Annotated in this window: 14 protein-coding genes; 8 read left to right on the forward strand and 6 right to left on the reverse strand. The window is 48.2% G+C overall.

The window, feature by feature from the left end:
• Positions 1–1,563, reverse strand: a complete 1,563-nt coding sequence (gene hutH, locus AC5JBY_RS21990; protein ID WP_495906810.1) for a histidine ammonia-lyase — start codon at positions 1,561–1,563, stop codon at positions 1–3.
• Between the two features lie 9 nt (positions 1,564–1,572).
• Complete coding sequence (locus AC5JBY_RS21995; protein ID WP_495906811.1) at positions 1,573–2,058, reverse strand: MarR family winged helix-turn-helix transcriptional regulator; 486 nt, start codon at positions 2,056–2,058, stop codon at positions 1,573–1,575.
• Between the two features lie 177 nt (positions 2,059–2,235).
• Between AC5JBY_RS21995 and AC5JBY_RS22000 the strand changes: the two genes are divergently transcribed.
• The 4 genes from AC5JBY_RS22000 (at position 2,236) to AC5JBY_RS22015 (ending at position 7,479) form a co-directional block, all read left to right on the forward strand.
• Entirely contained in the window at positions 2,236–3,456 is a 1,221-nt protein-coding gene (locus AC5JBY_RS22000) for a nucleoside permease (RefSeq protein ID WP_495906812.1), read from the forward strand.
• Positions 3,457–3,501: 45 nt separating this feature from the next.
• A complete protein-coding gene (locus AC5JBY_RS22005; RefSeq protein ID WP_495906813.1) occupies positions 3,502–4,695 on the forward strand; it encodes a Gfo/Idh/MocA family protein in 1,194 nt (397 codons plus the stop codon).
• 72 nt (positions 4,696–4,767) lie between these two features.
• Positions 4,768–6,942: an outer membrane protein assembly factor BamB family protein gene (locus tag AC5JBY_RS22010; protein ID WP_495906814.1), complete on the forward strand. Its 2,175-nt coding sequence runs from the start codon at positions 4,768–4,770 to the stop codon at positions 6,940–6,942.
• 90 nt (positions 6,943–7,032) lie between these two features.
• Entirely contained in the window at positions 7,033–7,479 is a 447-nt protein-coding gene (locus AC5JBY_RS22015; protein ID WP_495906815.1) for a DinB family protein, read from the forward strand.
• 273 nt (positions 7,480–7,752) lie between these two features.
• On the opposite strand, the gene AC5JBY_RS22020 is transcribed toward AC5JBY_RS22015, so the two are convergent.
• Positions 7,753–8,451, reverse strand: a complete 699-nt coding sequence (locus tag AC5JBY_RS22020) for a hypothetical protein (protein WP_495906816.1) — start codon at positions 8,449–8,451, stop codon at positions 7,753–7,755.
• A gap of 522 nt (positions 8,452–8,973) precedes the next feature.
• Between AC5JBY_RS22020 and AC5JBY_RS22025 the strand changes: the two genes are divergently transcribed.
• Positions 8,974–9,498: an Imm51 family immunity protein gene (locus AC5JBY_RS22025; RefSeq protein WP_495906817.1), complete on the forward strand. Its 525-nt coding sequence runs from the start codon at positions 8,974–8,976 to the stop codon at positions 9,496–9,498.
• 24 nt (positions 9,499–9,522) lie between these two features.
• Positions 9,523–9,927, forward strand: a complete 405-nt coding sequence (locus tag AC5JBY_RS22030; protein ID WP_495906818.1) for a hypothetical protein — start codon at positions 9,523–9,525, stop codon at positions 9,925–9,927.
• A 99-nt stretch (positions 9,928–10,026) separates the two neighbouring features.
• Here AC5JBY_RS22030 and AC5JBY_RS22035 read toward each other — a convergent pair whose 3' ends face one another.
• Both AC5JBY_RS22035 and AC5JBY_RS22040 read right to left on the reverse strand, forming a co-directional pair.
• A complete protein-coding gene (locus tag AC5JBY_RS22035; protein ID WP_495906819.1) occupies positions 10,027–10,593 on the reverse strand; it encodes an OmpH/Skp family outer membrane protein in 567 nt (188 codons plus the stop codon).
• Positions 10,594–10,688: 95 nt separating this feature from the next.
• Positions 10,689–12,416, reverse strand: coding sequence for a phospho-sugar mutase (locus AC5JBY_RS22040; protein ID WP_495906820.1), 1,728 nt, complete (start codon positions 12,414–12,416; stop codon positions 10,689–10,691).
• A 140-nt stretch (positions 12,417–12,556) separates the two neighbouring features.
• Here AC5JBY_RS22040 and AC5JBY_RS22045 point away from each other — a divergent pair, with 140 nt between their 5' ends.
• A complete protein-coding gene (locus tag AC5JBY_RS22045; RefSeq protein WP_495906821.1) occupies positions 12,557–13,498 on the forward strand; it encodes a DUF2279 domain-containing protein in 942 nt (313 codons plus the stop codon).
• 51 nt (positions 13,499–13,549) lie between these two features.
• On the opposite strand, the gene AC5JBY_RS22050 is transcribed toward AC5JBY_RS22045, so the two are convergent.
• The gene (locus tag AC5JBY_RS22050) at positions 13,550–14,044 is read right to left on the reverse strand and encodes a phosphoribosyltransferase family protein (RefSeq protein WP_495906822.1); all 495 of its coding nucleotides are present in this window, start codon (positions 14,042–14,044) and stop codon (positions 13,550–13,552) included.
• A gap of 221 nt (positions 14,045–14,265) precedes the next feature.
• On the opposite strand from AC5JBY_RS22050, the gene AC5JBY_RS22055 reads away from it, so the two are divergent.
• Positions 14,266–15,588 (forward strand): 4Fe-4S dicluster domain-containing protein, encoded by a 1,323-nt coding sequence (locus tag AC5JBY_RS22055; protein ID WP_495906823.1) that lies wholly within the window; start codon positions 14,266–14,268, stop codon positions 15,586–15,588.
• The last annotated feature ends 11 nt before the right edge of the window (positions 15,589–15,599 follow it).

Here is a 15,599-nt window from a genome sequence, read left to right on the forward strand (position 1 = left end):
TCAAACGTCGAATGCTTCATAGCCTTTGTTCAGGTCTACGCCTGCGAGGTGGCTGTGGGCGTTGACTGCATCAACAAAGGAGAAGTCGCTGATGATGCTCCTGATCTTGTTGATGTCTTCTGCAAAGATCCTGTCTTCTTCAGCGAAGCTCACCACCTTGCGCACATGGTCGTGGGCAAATTCTAAAATGGCGCTGCTCTTGAGCGGGTGACGGAATTCGATGGCCTGACAAGCGCTCAGCAATTCAATGGCGAGGATCGACTCGAGGTTGTCGAGCACTTTGTTGAGTTTCCTGCCGCTAATGCTGCCCATGCTTACATGGTCTTCCTGACCAAGCGAAGTAGGGATGCTATCTGCACTCGCGGGGAAGCAGAGGGTTTTATTTTCCGTGACCAATGCGGCCGTGGTGTACTGCGGGATCATGAATCCACTGTTGAGCCCTACGTTCTTCATCAGCAGCATGGGTAATCCCCATTTGCCTTCCAACAGTAAGTAGCAACGGCGGTCGGCAATGTTGCCGATCTCGGCGGCAGCGAAGCAGGCATAATCCAATGGCAGGGCCAGTGGCTGTCCGTGGAAGTTGCCTCCGCTGATCGTGTCGTCGGCTGCGAGGATAATTGGATTATCGGTAACGGAATTCAGTTCTATTTCGGTGAGTTCTTTCAGGTGTAGCCAGGCGTTGCGGGAAGCGCCATGCACCTGTGGCATGCAACGCAAGCTATAGGGGTCTTGCACACGTCCACAATCCACATGGCTTTGCATGATGGCTGACTGGTGTAGTAACAAGCGCAGGCGCTGTGCCACCAGTTTTGTGCCCGTGTAGGGACGCAGTTTATGGAGACGCTCATCGAAGGGGGCTTGTGTGCCTGTCAATGCTTCGAGGCTCATCGCGCCGATGATGTCAGCCGCTTCAAGGCAGTAGTGCATGCGCTGTACTGCTTTGACTGCAAAGGACAGGATGAACTGGGTGCCATTGATGAGGGCCAATCCTTCTTTAGGCCCCAGTTGTATTGGGGCCAACTCAAATTGCTGTAGTATTTGCTGTGCTTTGTAGCGGGCGCCTTTGTAAAATACTTCGCCCAGTCCGATCAGTGGCAGGAACAAGTGGGCCAATGGGGCCAGATCGCCCGAAGCACCTACACTTCCCTGCTCCGGCACTACTGGTATCACATCCTGTTCTATATGCCAGTTGATGCGCTCCAGTGTTTGTAATTGTACGCCTGAGTAGCCTTGCGCCAATGCCTGCATTTTGGTGATGAGCATCAGCTTCGCTACTTCGACCGGAATGGGATCGCCTACACCTACGCTGTGGCTTTGGAGTATCTTATGCTGGAGGGTGCGGGTATCTGCTTCTGATATTTTGGCATTGGCCAGGATGCCGAAGCCTGTGTTGACGCCGTACACTGTTTTGTGGTCGTCTACAATTTGCTGTACCTGTTGCTGGCTGGTTGTGATGCGCTCGCGGGCGGCATCGTTCAATACGCCTTTTATTTCGCCGCGGGCAATGGCCAGGGCTTTACCGGTGGTTAAGGTCTCTATGCCGTATTCGAATTCTTGTGACATGTTCAATCGTTATTTGTTCATGATGCGTTCTACCCGGTCGAAGACGCTCTCGCGGGTGATGTGTTCTTCCGTTTCTGCTATTGCTTTCAATAATACTTTGCTGTGGCGGCCTTCTTCTACCAATTCTTCCATTGCCTGCGTGAGGGCAGTCCAAACGGGGGCTATCTGCTGTTGCAGCTTTTTGCCTTTTGTGGTAAACTGTACTTCTTTGCGCCGGGCATCGTCGGCCGCGGTGGTGGTTTTGACCAATCCTTTTTGTTGGAGGGCGCTTACCAGCTGGCTGACCGAGGAATGGGAAATGGCAAGTTCGTCGGCAATGTCTCTGATAGAAACTGATTCTTTGCGGGAGAGAATATAGAAGACCGGGAACCAGGCGGCATCGAACTGGAGCTTGTGGGCGCTGTAGATGCGGTTGACATCTCCCAGGAATGTTTCACTGAGCCGCCGCAGGCGGCTGCCAAAGACGAGGAAGCCAAGGGATTCGTAGAAAGTCATAAATTGTATAAGTACTTATACAAATATAGTTGAAAGGTTGATAAGTTGATAGGTTGACAAGTTAAGGGATTAAAAAGGGTTAATAGGGCTGGAACTAAATCGTTGCAGCTCATATTGGATTTGTTCGTAATTTTCGCCACGCTATTCTACTAAAACCAAAAGTTCAAACTACAACTGATGAAAACTACGACCGGCGTTTCGCTTGGATCTATGATGTTCCTGCAATATTTTATCTGGGGTGCCTGGTATGTATCGATGGGTACTTACATGGGAACTCATTTTGTTGCGGAAGATTTAGATAAACAGATCGGAGGTGCTTATAGTGCGCTGGCACTGGCTACCATCATTTCTCCTTTTTTCGTTGGGCTGATAGCCGATCGGTATTTCGCCGCTCAGCGTATGATGGGTGTGCTGCACCTGCTGGGCGCAGCTCTCTTATTCTTTGCTACCAAAATTGATCATGTCGGCCCTTTTTACTGGGTTATTTTGGCCTATTCACTGGCTTATATGCCTACTATCGCGTTGTCGAACAATATTGCTTTTACGCAAATGAGTGACCCCGGCAAACAATTTCCCTGGATCAGGGTGTTTGGTACGTTGGGCTGGATCGTAGCCGGTTTCCTGATCGGCGGCCTTGCGCTTGAAGCCAGCAATGCCATTTTCCTGATCGCTGCCGCCGCTTCTGCGGCGTTGGGTCTGTTCAGTTTTGCACTTCCCAACACGCCTCCTAAAGCGAAAGGCGAAGTAGCTTCTTTTGCCAAGACGCTCGGCGTGGATGCTTTTGTATTGTTCAAGAGTAAATCTTACCTCATATTCTTTATCGCCGCCATCCTTGTTTGTATTCCGCTGTCATTTTATTATGGCTTTGCCAATCCTTTCCTCAATGAGGTTGGCCTGGATAAGCCTGCTCAGAAAATGATCCTGGGTCAGTTTTCAGAAGCCATCTTTATTGTTGCGATCCCTTTCCTGTTTAATAGGATCGGTGTCAAGAAAATGCTTTTACTGGGCATGGCTGCCTGGGTGTTGCGTTATGTAGCTTTTGCGTATGGCGATGCAGGTAGCAATACCTGGTTGTTGTATGCGGGTATCATTTTGCATGGTATCTGTTATGACTTTTTCTTTGTAACGGGCTATATGTATACAGAGAAGAAGGCCGGCGAAAAGATCAAGAATGCTGCGCAAGGCTTGTTTACTTTTGCCACTTACGGTTTAGGCATGCTGATCGGTACCTGGTTTTCTGGTGTTATCGTAGCGCGCTACAAGACTTCCGTTGATCCTGCCCCGGCAGCGCATGACTGGACCAGCATCTGGTATGTTCCTGCTGGTATTGCCGTAGCTGTATTGATTTACTTCTTCCTGTTCTTCCGGGAAAAGAAAGAGATCGCTCAGGCTGTTTAAGTTATTCAATGACTCACTATCTATTTAAACCATAATCATTATTATATGCAACGTATTGCTATGTTAGGTTCCGGATTCATCGGCCGTTTTTATGCTGATTCGATCCAGGGTTACAGAAGCAAGGATAAGATCGTTAGTATTTATTCACGCCGCGAGGAAAGCGCCAAGAAGTTTGCCGAGGATTACAAGGTATCGCACTGGACTACCGATATGGAGGAAGCGATTGCGCATCCCGAGGTGGACATGGTGTGTATCTCGCTGCCCAACAACCTGCATGAAGCTGCCGTAATGCTTTGCTGCAAGCACAAGAAGGCGGTGATCACTACCAAGCCTTTGGGCCGTAATGGTGAAGAGGCCAAGCGCATGCTGGAAGCTGTAGAGAAAGCCGGCATTTTCAATGGCTATTTGGAAGACCTCGTATACACGCCTAAGTTCATTAAAGCGATGGACAGTGTTAAGAATGGCGCACTGGGCCGCATCCTGTGGGCCAAGAGCCGCGAAACGCACCCTGGCCCGCATAGTGACTGGTTCTGGGATATCGAGCAAGCGGGCGGTGGTTGTATCCTCGACCTCGGTTGTCATTGTGTGGAGATCACGCGCAGCTATATCGGTAAAGACATCAAACCGGTGGAAGTAATGTGCTGGGCAGACACGCAAGTAAAACCTATCGATGCAGAAGATCATGCGATTGGTCTCGTAAAATATGAGAATGGTGCTATTGGCCAGTTTGAAGTGAGCTGGACTTTCCGTGGTGGCCTCGACCTGCGTGATGAGGTGATGGGCTCTGAAGGTACCATCTGGGTGAACAGCTTCCTGCGTACCGGCTTCGACATGTTCACTACCGGCAAGGGCGCCGACTATGTGGCTGAAAAGGCTGAAAGCAATACCGGCTGGTTGTTTCCTGTAGGTGATGAACTGAATGAGCTGGGATACAATCACATGTTCATGGATATGTTTAATGCCATCGAGGCAGGTACTGCCCCTAAAGAATCTTTTTATGATGGCTACGTGGTAAACTGCATCCTCGATGCTGCTTACCGCTCTGCCAAGAGCAAGCTCTGGGAGCCCGTGAAGCTGGATATCTGGCGTGGCAGAACGGGGGTTTCCAAGGATAGCCACCTTACTGAATATGATGCAGACCACTACCTCGTGAAGGAAGAGGTAACGCACTATGGCGCGAAGAAGGTGATCATCAAGAATAAGAAGACGGGGAAGATCAGTGAGAAGGTGATTGAGTAGTTGATAGGTTGAAAAGTTAATAAGGGGGATGAAGAATTGTGTTCTTCATCCCTTTTTCGTTATCTTATGGGTATGAAACGATGCTGCCTATCGCTAACTGCCTTAACCTTCTTTGTCACTCTATTTATTAGTTGCCGGGAATCTGCCGACCCTCATACCGGCTGGCCGGCTTATGGTGGCGGCAAGGATAATATTCATTATTCTTCGCTTACGGTGATAGACACCAGTAATGTGGCGCAACTGCAACCTGTGTGGACTTACCATACCGGTGACGCCGATACGGCGCATCATTCGCAGATACAATGTAATCCTATAGTGGTGAATGGTGTTTTGTATGGCACCTCTCCTACCCTGAAGTTGTTTGCTGTGGATGCTGCTACCGGTATGCACAAGTGGACGTTTGACCCGGCTGACTCCACGCAGCAAAATAGTGTGATCCGTTTTATCCTCAATAATAACCGTGGTGTTGCTTATTGGTCGGATGGTACGGCGCAACGCATCCTGTATACGGCAGGATCCTTCCTGTATGCTATCGATGCGCTTACCGGAAAGCCTGTCGACTCTTTCGGTACGCATGGGCATGTAGACCTGCATGATGGATTGGGCAGGGATGTGCAAGACCTGTATGTGACGGCTACTACGCCTGGTGTTGTTTATAAAGATCTATTGATCCTCGGCTCAAGGGTAGACGAAGGGCCTGCTGCTGCGCCGGGTCATATACGGGCGTATGATGTGCGGACGGGACAGATCAAATGGATGTTTCATACTATTCCGCGGCCCGGTGAGTTTGGTTATGATACCTGGGAGGATAGTATTGCTTACAAGCATATCGGTGGCGCCAATAGCTGGGGCGGGTTTTCGCTCGATGAAAAAAGGGGCATTCTATTCGCACCTACCGGCTCTGCTTCTTTTGATTTTTATGGTGGCAAGCGGCGCGGTGCTAACCTGTTTGCCAACTGCTTGCTGGCACTCGATGCTGCTACCGGTGAACGTAAATGGCATTTCCAATTCATTCATCATGATGTGTGGGACCGCGACCTCCCTGCTCCTCCTGCACTGGTGACCATTCAAAAGGATGGCGCCTCTATCGATGCTGTGGTACAGACCACCAAGCATGGCATGGTCTATATTTTTGACCGGGAAACCGGCAAGCCTGTTTATCCTATTGAAGAGCGGCCCATCGATACCAATACTACACTCGTGAATGAAAAGATATGGCCTACTCAACCTATTGTATCCACACCCAAGCCATTTGTACGGCAGCGCTTCACTGCCAATGACCTCAATCCTCATTTGCCGGATAGCTCTGTTGCGAAGCTCAAAAAGGAATTGGCCGGTTATCGCTATGGAGATATGTTTATGCCGCCCGGCAAACAAACGCAGGTATTGCTGCCCGGTCTCGATGGCGGGGCTGAATGGGGCGGCCCATCGTATGATCCGGCTACAGGTATGCTTTACGTAAATGCCAATGAAATGGCCTGGCTGCTTACGATGCGTGATAACAAACCAGCTAATGCGGAGCGTGAAAATTATGGACAGGCAGGCAAGCGCTTGTACGAAAGGCATTGCGTGACCTGTCATGGCAATGACCTTAAAGGATCCGGCAATAATCCTTCGCTGGTGAATGTACAGGCACGGTATAAGGACCCTGATATTCTTTCGCTCATCAACACAGGCCGGCGCATGATGCCTGCTTTCAAACAACTGGAGGAGCAGGAAAAAGAAGCGATCGTTTCTTTCATCGTGGCTTCAAAGGAAAAACAAAAGAAGGCTTTTCTGCTGGCGCCAAAACCTGTGGACAGTTTCCGCAACCTGCCGTATGGCATGACCGGTTATTATAAATTCCTGAGCCCGGAAGGATATCCGGCTATCAGTCCGCCCTGGGGAACGCTCACGGCCATCAACCTGAACACCGGCGAGCATGTATGGAAAACCACGCTGGGAGAATATCCTGAGCTGAAAGCGAAAGGGGTACCTCCTACGGGTACTGAGAATTATGGCAGCTCTGTAGTGACTGCCGGTGGCTTGTTGTTTATTGCGGCTGCCCGTGACGGTAAACTACGGGCTTTCAACAAATACACTGGTAAGCTGTTGTGGGAGTACACTTTGCCCGCCCCGGGATTTGCTACGCCTGCCGTTTATGATGTACAGGGAAGACAGTTTATTGTTATTGCGTGTGGTGGAGGTAAATTGGGGACTGCTTCGAGCGATAGTTATGTGGCGTTTGCATTGCCGTCTGAACCTTGATTTATGGGATTTTTAGGATTGGGTGGAAAGTAAACAATCAGTTGCCTTAGACGTAACGACGTACATTTGTTGTACCAAACACCTAGATAAGTGAAAGAATTTTTTAAAGAGCTATTTGAATACGGGCATTACTTCAATCAACAGCTGGGCGTAGTGTTTACCGACAAGACAGATAAGACATCTGAGAAATCTATCAAGTTGTACAATCATATCCTCAACGCGCATCAGATCTGGAACAACAGGATTAATCCTCAACAACCGCTTTTTGGTGTTTGGGAAATGCACCTGTTGCAGGATTGCAAGGGTATTGAGTTGTTAAACTATGAACAGTCGTTGTTTATTCTTGACAATTTTGATTTGGATAAAATCGTCCATTATACGAACGTTAGAAACCAGGATTTCAGTTATAGTATCCGGGACATGCTGTTTCATGCCATCAATCATACTACTTATCACTGGGCGCAAATTGCCACTGAGTTCAGGAATAACGGGCTGGAGCCGCTGGCGGTGGATTTTGTTCTTTATAAGAGAAAGTAACATAGTTATTTTCTTGCTTACTTTTTTGCACGGCGTGCAGGGCTTTTTTGTCACTTTCTTTTCTATGCAGGCATTGGCTTTGTGCAACGCCTTGCGTTGTCGTCACTTTCTTTTCCTTGATGAAAAGAAAGTAACCAAAGAAAAATCAAGTCAGGCCCGATCGCTCCGCGCGGCCTGACGGGCCAACGCGTCTCCAAGGCATAACATACCTTACTCTATTATAGGCTTCTTGCCACTTTGTTGTAACGACGTACTTGATACTATAATCGGGCGTTATGCGACGAGCTGGTTGGGAGGTTTGAGTTGGATGGCTTGTCGTTGTTGTTCGCGCCTTCTTTTCTTCTTTCGCAAGACACCGGAGGTTATGATCTCCTGCATCCATCTTTCTTTCAGGCGTTGCTCTTCTAACCATTGAAGTTTCTTTTCGCGGGCTACGTGCTTGCGCTCACGTTCGATCAATTCGGCAGTATTATCGTAATTGCTTTTCCAGTGGTTGCGGCCAATGAGCTTGAGATAGCGACGGCACTTCGGGTTTTCGGTGCGGTGTTTCAGGCGTGTCTTGTAAGTTTTTTTTGGTCTGACGGGTTGTTGCCTGCGGCCTGTTTTGAGTTTGATGCCAGTTGCTTGCTGGTATAGCACCCAATATTCGACATAGGTCTTCCAAAGGTAGTCGTAGGCTTCCTGTGCAGTGGCGCCGTTATCGATCATGATCATCGCTTCGCCGGTGAAGTCGCGGTACATCCAGAACTGCCGCCAATCCATGGGCAGATCGCTGTAGATGGAGGAGGCAATCTTTGAAGCGGTGACCAGTCTGCCGGCAGCAACGCGGGTTTTGTGGAAGGCCGGGTGTGTGAGGACCTTTTCTCTTGTGAGCCTGCTTTTCATGCGTACGAAGTACTGGCCCTCCCATTTGTAAAAGGTGAGGTTGTCCCAGGTGCATTCAAGAAATATGGGTCCACATTGTTGGGCCATCGGTAAGCGTTAATTATATGCATGAAATTAATAATGTTATTTGTGCTTTGGAAGGGGATGACCGAAATTATTTTAAGGAGGGGCACAAGCACCCTGCCCGCCAAGGCCGTACGGCATGCTTGCGCCAGTATTTAGAAGCAGGCGATTGCTTTGATAGCAGATTTCTCACTCCGCTATCGCTTCGTTCGAAATGACAGCGTAAAATGAGGTATTCCGTCCGAAATGGCAGGGATGCGGACTAAGGGTTCTCGATGATACCTCATTGGCTTCTCGAGCTCCGGAAAGGCATAATCAATTGACTGACATATAATTATTAAGCATTCAGCTGCATGGAGTCATTCAATGTTTATGAAAGTGCGCCTTTAGTGTGGATCATGTACGGCTCAACCCCGGCTTAAGTACGGCTTATCCCGTTTAGCGGTACGGGTAAACAGGATCACCGGGTTTGATAACAATAAGGAGAGGTCGATCAGGTTGGGTTATGTATATTTAGCCATTAACGATACCCAATAAAGCCCTCTCATGCAAAAGCTATCTATTGCTCTACTTTTTATAAGCATTTCGGCTCTATCCTGTAATTCACCGATCGCCAGTAAATCAGCCCAGGAAGAGGAGCAGGCTAAAAAAGAAACGCCTGATTCTTCCCGACAATTGACGACCATAAGTCCAAGGATTTCTAAACGCTATGATTCCACCAAGATTGAAAGTTATTATCCTTTTATTATTTACAAGGATGGCTCTCACATGATTGCTGCAGAAATCGAGCACAAGGACTTGTTTGAAAAGTATAGCCCTATATTTGAACAATACGGTTATTCCGGTAATGGCTATAGCTGGGAAGGACATATTAAACAAATCTTACTCAAAGAAAACCCATCATTATTAGCACATCTGCAATTTGACCCGGAAGCCGGTGGTTTCTATGTATTTGCCGACAGTGAAAAAAGCCAGCGGGAATTTGCGACAACCATGAGTAAAATATTCAAGGACATTCCTCTTCTGGTAGGTTATTTAAAAGCTGCCGACCGAAGTAAAATCGATGATTAATAATTTAAAATAAACTAACTCCATATGTCGGACTTCATTCTGAAAATCTTCCCCGTTGAAGAAGTAACAGTTGATAAAACTGAACTGATCAAACAAGCCCTTATTAAAAGTAAATTCCTCACCGGAGGTTCAAAAGACGTTCATGGAGAAACTTACTTAACAGCCGGTGAATCGTTTTGCGATTTTTTTGAATTTGAAGATGCAGCATCTGCGCGTGATAACTACCAGGGTGAGGTGGGTATAAAAATTTCGGCAGATGGATATGGTGTAATCATGGAAGAGGATGCGGAAGAACCAACATTTATAGATAGAAAAAATGTTGTTGAAGTCTGGAATGTTGATGGCAATTATACTGGCTGGGATAAATTGACTCAACTTTTAGAACAAGCTACCGGTGACTCCTACGCCGGTGAATGGGAAATATTATAGGTCACAACTCCTTGCTCATAATAAAAATCCCGGCATCTTTCGATGCCGGGATTTTTATTATTTAAGTTTACCCTTCGACAAGCTCAGGGTGACAGCTTATTAAGGTTTCTTAGCGGGCGCGGTTGGCGTTGTAGCTGGTGCTGCTCCCGGTTTGGTGAGCGATATGTTCAGCTTTTTAGCTACCAGCGGAAGGATATCATCTGCATCGGGGAATGAGATGAGCTGCTCTTTGCTCAGCACGTAGGTAAACCCGTTTGCCTTGGCAACTTCCTGGGTAGTGGTCACCGCTTTTTGTTGGATGGGGCCTAACAGTGTCTGCTCTCTTTCCTGTATCATTTTGGGACCTTCCTGCTGACTAAAGTTGGCCGCTTTAAGATAGGCTTCGTTCAGCTGTTTGCGTTTTACCTGCTTTTGGGCAGCTGTCCACTTAGCAGAATCAGCTACAAAAATGCTGTCCAGGCGCTCATATGCTTCCTGGTACTCATTGGCTTGCTGCTGTATTGCTTTTTGGTATTCACCCATTTCATCCTGGGCCTTTTTGAACTCTGGCATTGCCACGATCAGTTCCTGCAGGCTGATGTAGCCAATCTTAGCCTGTGCATTTACCTTACCGGCAGAAAGCAACAGGGACATCACAACGATCACTAAAGAAAAACGCTTTTGCATGTTAGTTGTTTGTTAGTTGTTTTTGTGTTAGGCAGTGAAATCAGTTAATTCGCTGCCTAAGGTAGAAAATTTTTCGTACGAAGACTGGCGTACTGCTATTTTAGTTGCATGTCTTTAATAATTCCGTCGATCCGGGCATTGAGCTCGCCATGCACTTTCTCGAAATTGGCGGCACTGTCCAGTTTGGTATTGACGCTGAAGTAGAATTTGATCTTGGGCTCTGTACCGCTGGGGCGTGCCGAGATCTTACTGCCATCCGCCAAAATAAATTGTAATACGTTAGACTTTGGCAATTTGATCTCCCACTCCTCTCCTGTTTGCAGGTTCTTGCCTTTGCGCAGTTCGTAATCGAGCAGTTGTACTACTGGTGATCCGTTGATCGTTTGTGGCGGATTGCTCCTGTAGACTTCCATCATATCGGCAATTTCCTTCTGTCCGTTCATGCCTTTCTTGGTGATAGAGATCAGGTGTTCTTTGAAGAATCCGTATTGTACGTACAGGTCGATCAGTTTGTCGTAGAGGGTGCGGCCCTTGTCTTTTTCGTAGGCAGCCATTTCGCAGAGGAAGGCTACTGCTGATACTGCATCTTTATCGCGTAGTTGTGAACCGATCATCAGGCCATAGCTTTCTTCACCTCCGATCACGTAGTTTTCAGTGGCTTCTTTTTCCTTGATCAGTTCGGCGATCCATTTGAAGCCGGTGAGTACGTTGTAGCATTTGATATTGCTTTTTGCAGCAATGTTATCGATCATGTCGGTGGTTACGATCGTCTTTACCACCATATCATTGGTCTGTGCAATGCCTTTGGCCTTGCGGGCTTCGATGAGGTAGTTGAAAGCCAGTACGGCCGTCTGGTTACCATTCATGAGCACCCAGTTGCCTTGTTTGTCCTTGATGGCAATGCCCACGCGGTCTGCGTCGGGATCGGTACCTAACAGGATATCAGCATTGAGCTCTTTTGCTTTTTTAACGCCAATGCTCATGGCTTCGCTCTCTTCTGGATTGGGATATACAACCGTGGGGAAGTTGCCATCCGGCACCGCCTGCTCCTGTACGATCGTAACATTGGTAAAGCCAAAGCGCTTCAGCACTTCGGGCACCAGGGTAATGCCTGTGCCATGTATCGGCGTGTATACGATCTTGAGGTCGTGTTGCTTTTCGATCACTTCGGGGTATACGCTCAGGCTTTTCACCATCTTGATATATGCCTCGTCCAGCTCTTTTCCGATGAGGGAAATGTTGGCTTCGCCGCCTTCCCATTGTACATCATCTACAGAAGCGATCTTGTCGACTTCCAGTATTACGTTTTTATCGTGTGGTGGTACCAGTTGTCCGCCATCGCTCCAATAGGCTTTGTATCCGTTGTATTCTTTAGGGTTGTGGGAAGCAGTACATACTACCCCTGCCTGGCAACCGAGGTGACGGATGGCAAAGGACAATTCGGGCGTAGGACGGAGTGCTTCAAACAGGAACACTTTAATACCGTTGGCGCCCATTACATTGGCTACGATCTCGGCAAAGAAGCGGCTGTTGTTGCGGCTATCGTGTGCTATCGCAATACGGATCACTCCACCGGGATATGTTTTTTTGAGGTAGTTGGCAAATCCTTGTGTGGCCATACCTACCGTGTATTTGTTCATGCGGTTGGTGCCAATGCCCATGATGCCGCGCAGGCCTCCGGTACCGAATTCGAGGTTCCGGTAAAAGCTTTCGGTCAGCTCATTGGGATTTTGCTCCTGCATTTTCCTGATCTCATCTTTGGTGGCCTGGTCAAAATTGCCATTGAGCCATGCACTCACTTTGTCCTGTATTACAGCTTCCATATTGCGTTCTGTTTTAATAGTTGGGGGACTAATATCGTTAAGATTGTGAAGATTACAAAACGGGGACCTGTTTTTATTGTAAATTAGCGGCCAATAAGTTATCGTTAATTTTGAACGTGCTTTCCTTGAAAATACCTTCCATGAAATGGCTGGCGGTCCTATCAATGGGTATGATCGCCCTTCCTGTTTTTTCTCAGGATACTTCAGCAATAAAAATCGGCAGTCGGCAATCGACAATCGGCAATGGTCGCACCTGGCTGGTAGCCGGGGCACACGCAGCCTTATGGGGAGGCTCTTATATTGCCCTCAACAAGGCCTGGTATGCGGATTATCCCAAAGAATCGTTCCACTTTTTCAATGATAATAAGGAATGGCTGCAGATGGACAAGGCGGGCCACGTGTGGACGGCCAACCAGATGAGCCGTATTTCAGCCGAATTGTGGCGCTGGGCGGGCCTAAATGACAAACAAAGTGTGTGGCTGGGGGGCGTCAGTGGGGTGGCTTATCAAAGTATTATCGAGATACAGGACGGGTTTTCCGCTGAATGGGGTTTTAGCTGGGGCGATATGGCCGCGAATATTGCCGGCTCGGCGATGTATGTGGCGCAGGAGCTGGGTTGGAAAGAGCAGCGTATCCAGGTAAAACTGAGTTACTGGCCTTATGATTACGGTTCGCCCGAACTGACCACCCGGCGTAACGAGCTTTTTGGCAAAAGCATCCAGGAAAGGATACTGAAGGATTATAACTCACAAACCTATTGGCTCAGTGCTAATATCCACTCTTTTCTTCCGGACAGTAAAATGCCCAAGTGGCTTAATCTGGCGGTAGGTTACTCTGCCAATGGCATGCTCGGCGGCATGTCGAACAGTTGGGTAGATAAAGAAGGTTTTACGCATAACCGCTACGATGTTCCCCGTACACGTCATTTCTTTCTTTCGCCCGATATAGACCTCACCAAAATCAAGACCAATAGCAAGTTCCTTCGTTCGGCCTTGTTTGTGCTAAACATGATCAAGATACCGGCGCCTGCGCTGGAGCTGAACTCAAAGGGGAAGCTGAAGGGGCATCTATTGTACTTCTAATTATTCAAAGCACTTCGACAGGCTCAGTGTGACAGTTTCATTCCCTATCACCTACTCCATATAGGCGCCTTTCACTTTTTCGCCTTCGGTTTCTACGAAGATGTGTTCCTGTAAGGTGGTGGCTACTGACAAGCCTACATAGTCGGTGCTCACCGGGAAGGTTTTGTGGGTGCGCTCTACCAGTGCGAGGGTTTGTACTTTGCGGGGGTGGAATTCCAGCAGGGGTTTCATGGCATAGAGCAGTGTCTTGCCGCTGTTGGCCACGTCGTCGATAATGATCACTACTTTATCGTTGAAGTCCAGGGAAGGATTGATGATCACTTCGGCAGGCTTCTTTTTGTCGAGGGTGATGGTGATCAGCTCGGTTGACAGGGGGCTGATCTGCTTCAGCAGTTGCTGGATATTACGGGCGATGACGCTGCCGCTTTCGCGGATGCCGGCCAGTATCAGGTGTTTTTCTTCGAGGTTGTTCTCCACTATTTCATACGCCATCCGTTGCATTTTCCTGTAAGCAGTGTCGGCATCCAATATATAGTTCTTTTCCATTCTTTACTTTTTCAGAGCGCTAAAATACAAAGAGCGGGGTGGAATAGCAATTTTGCTGTTGGCCGGCAGCATAATGGCTGCTTTTTGAAAAATGTTGTCAAAATCATGCATAATAATATCATTGTTAGTTGCGTGTGAACTACTTGTGGTGCAAATCAGGGTTATGGGGCTTTTAATTCTTCAAAGCTTGCTTATCTTCGCCTTGTTCAATTCATTAATGCATGTCATACCTGCAACAGATCCTGTTTGTTTTAGCGGCCGGTTTTGCTATCTGGTTGTTTGCCCGCAACGCTATGCGCATCCGCAGAAATATCTTATTGGGCAAAGACGAGCCTTATAATGATCATTCGTCTGAGCGCTGGCGCAATGTGTTCCTGCTGGCGCTGGGGCAAAAGAAAATGTTTCGCAGGCCGATGGTAGCGCTGATGCACTTTGTCATTTATGCAGGTTTTATCATCATCAATATCGAGGTGCTGGAGATCTTCATCGATGGGGCTGTGGGTACGCACCGTTTGTTTGCCGGCTGGCTGGGCGGTTTCTATAACTTCCTGATCAACGCTTTTGAATGGCTGGCTGTGGGTGTGCTTGCTGTGTGTGTGGCTTTCCTGATCCGCCGGAATATCCTCAAACTGAAACGTTTCATCAGCAAGGACCTGGACGGCTGGCCACGGAGTGATGCGAATTATATCCTCATCACCGAGATCGTGCTCATGACGTTGTTCCTTACGCTGAATGCTTCCGATACTTTACTGCAGGCACGTGGTTATGGCCACTATGCCGATCATATTACCGGCAACTTTGCGGTGTCGCAGTGGATACAACCTTTGCTCAGCGGCCTTAGTGATGGAGCACTGGTAGCTATAGAACGTGCCTGCTGGTGGCTGCACATTTTAGGCATCTTTGCATTTCTCAACTACCTCCCCTACTCCAAGCACCTGCATATTTTACTGGCTTTCCCGAATGCTTATTATACACGGTTGGCGCCTAAGGGTCTTATGCGTAATATGCCGGAGATACAGAATGAGGTATTGTATGCCATGCAGCCTGAGCTGGCCCCTACCGACGCTGCACCTCCCGGTAAGTTTGGCGCCAAGGATGTAATGGACCTCAGCTGGCGCAACCTGATGGACGCTTATAGCTGTACGGAGTGTGGCCGTTGCAGCAGCATGTGTCCCGCTACGCAAACGGGCAAAGCGCTTTCGCCCCGTAAGATCATGATGGATACGCGCGACAGGCTGGAGGAAGTGGGCAAGAACATCAATGAGAACGGGGAGTTTAAAGATGACGGCAAGACTTTACTGCACAATTATATTACCACTGAAGAATTAAGGGCCTGTACTACCTGTAATGCCTGCGTAGAAGAATGTCCGGTGAGCATCAGTCCGCTGGAGATCATTCTCGAACTGCGCCGCTCGCTCGTTATGGAAGAAAGTAACGCTCCCCAGGAGTGGAATGGCATGTTCAGCAATATCGAGAACAACTTCGCTCCCTGGAAGTTTAGTCCCGATGACCGGGATAAATGGGCAGAGGAATTAAAGGCATAGCGCCTTACTTA

The organism is Paraflavitalea sp., assembly GCF_059502485.1.

Excerpts from the sequence above, each read along its gene's own strand:
- hutH (WP_495906810.1), bottom strand. The coding sequence starts at position 1,563 with ATGTCACAAGAATTCGAATACGGCATAGAGACCTTAACCACCGGTAAA.
- AC5JBY_RS21995 (WP_495906811.1), bottom strand. The coding sequence starts at position 2,058 with ATGACTTTCTACGAATCCCTTGGCTTCCTCGTCTTTGGCAGCCGCCTG.
- AC5JBY_RS22000 (WP_495906812.1), top strand. The coding sequence starts at position 2,236 with ATGAAAACTACGACCGGCGTTTCGCTTGGATCTATGATGTTCCTGCAA.
- AC5JBY_RS22005 (WP_495906813.1), top strand. The coding sequence starts at position 3,502 with ATGCAACGTATTGCTATGTTAGGTTCCGGATTCATCGGCCGTTTTTAT.
- AC5JBY_RS22010 (WP_495906814.1), top strand. The coding sequence starts at position 4,768 with ATGAAACGATGCTGCCTATCGCTAACTGCCTTAACCTTCTTTGTCACT.
- AC5JBY_RS22020 (WP_495906816.1), bottom strand. The coding sequence starts at position 8,451 with ATGGCCCAACAATGTGGACCCATATTTCTTGAATGCACCTGGGACAAC.
- AC5JBY_RS22025 (WP_495906817.1), top strand. The coding sequence starts at position 8,974 with ATGCAAAAGCTATCTATTGCTCTACTTTTTATAAGCATTTCGGCTCTA.
- AC5JBY_RS22030 (WP_495906818.1), top strand. The coding sequence starts at position 9,523 with ATGTCGGACTTCATTCTGAAAATCTTCCCCGTTGAAGAAGTAACAGTT.
- AC5JBY_RS22035 (WP_495906819.1), bottom strand. The coding sequence starts at position 10,593 with ATGCAAAAGCGTTTTTCTTTAGTGATCGTTGTGATGTCCCTGTTGCTT.
- AC5JBY_RS22040 (WP_495906820.1), bottom strand. The coding sequence starts at position 12,416 with ATGGAAGCTGTAATACAGGACAAAGTGAGTGCATGGCTCAATGGCAAT.
- AC5JBY_RS22045 (WP_495906821.1), top strand. The coding sequence starts at position 12,557 with ATGAAATGGCTGGCGGTCCTATCAATGGGTATGATCGCCCTTCCTGTT.
- AC5JBY_RS22050 (WP_495906822.1), bottom strand. The coding sequence starts at position 14,044 with ATGGAAAAGAACTATATATTGGATGCCGACACTGCTTACAGGAAAATG.
- AC5JBY_RS22055 (WP_495906823.1), top strand. The coding sequence starts at position 14,266 with ATGTCATACCTGCAACAGATCCTGTTTGTTTTAGCGGCCGGTTTTGCT.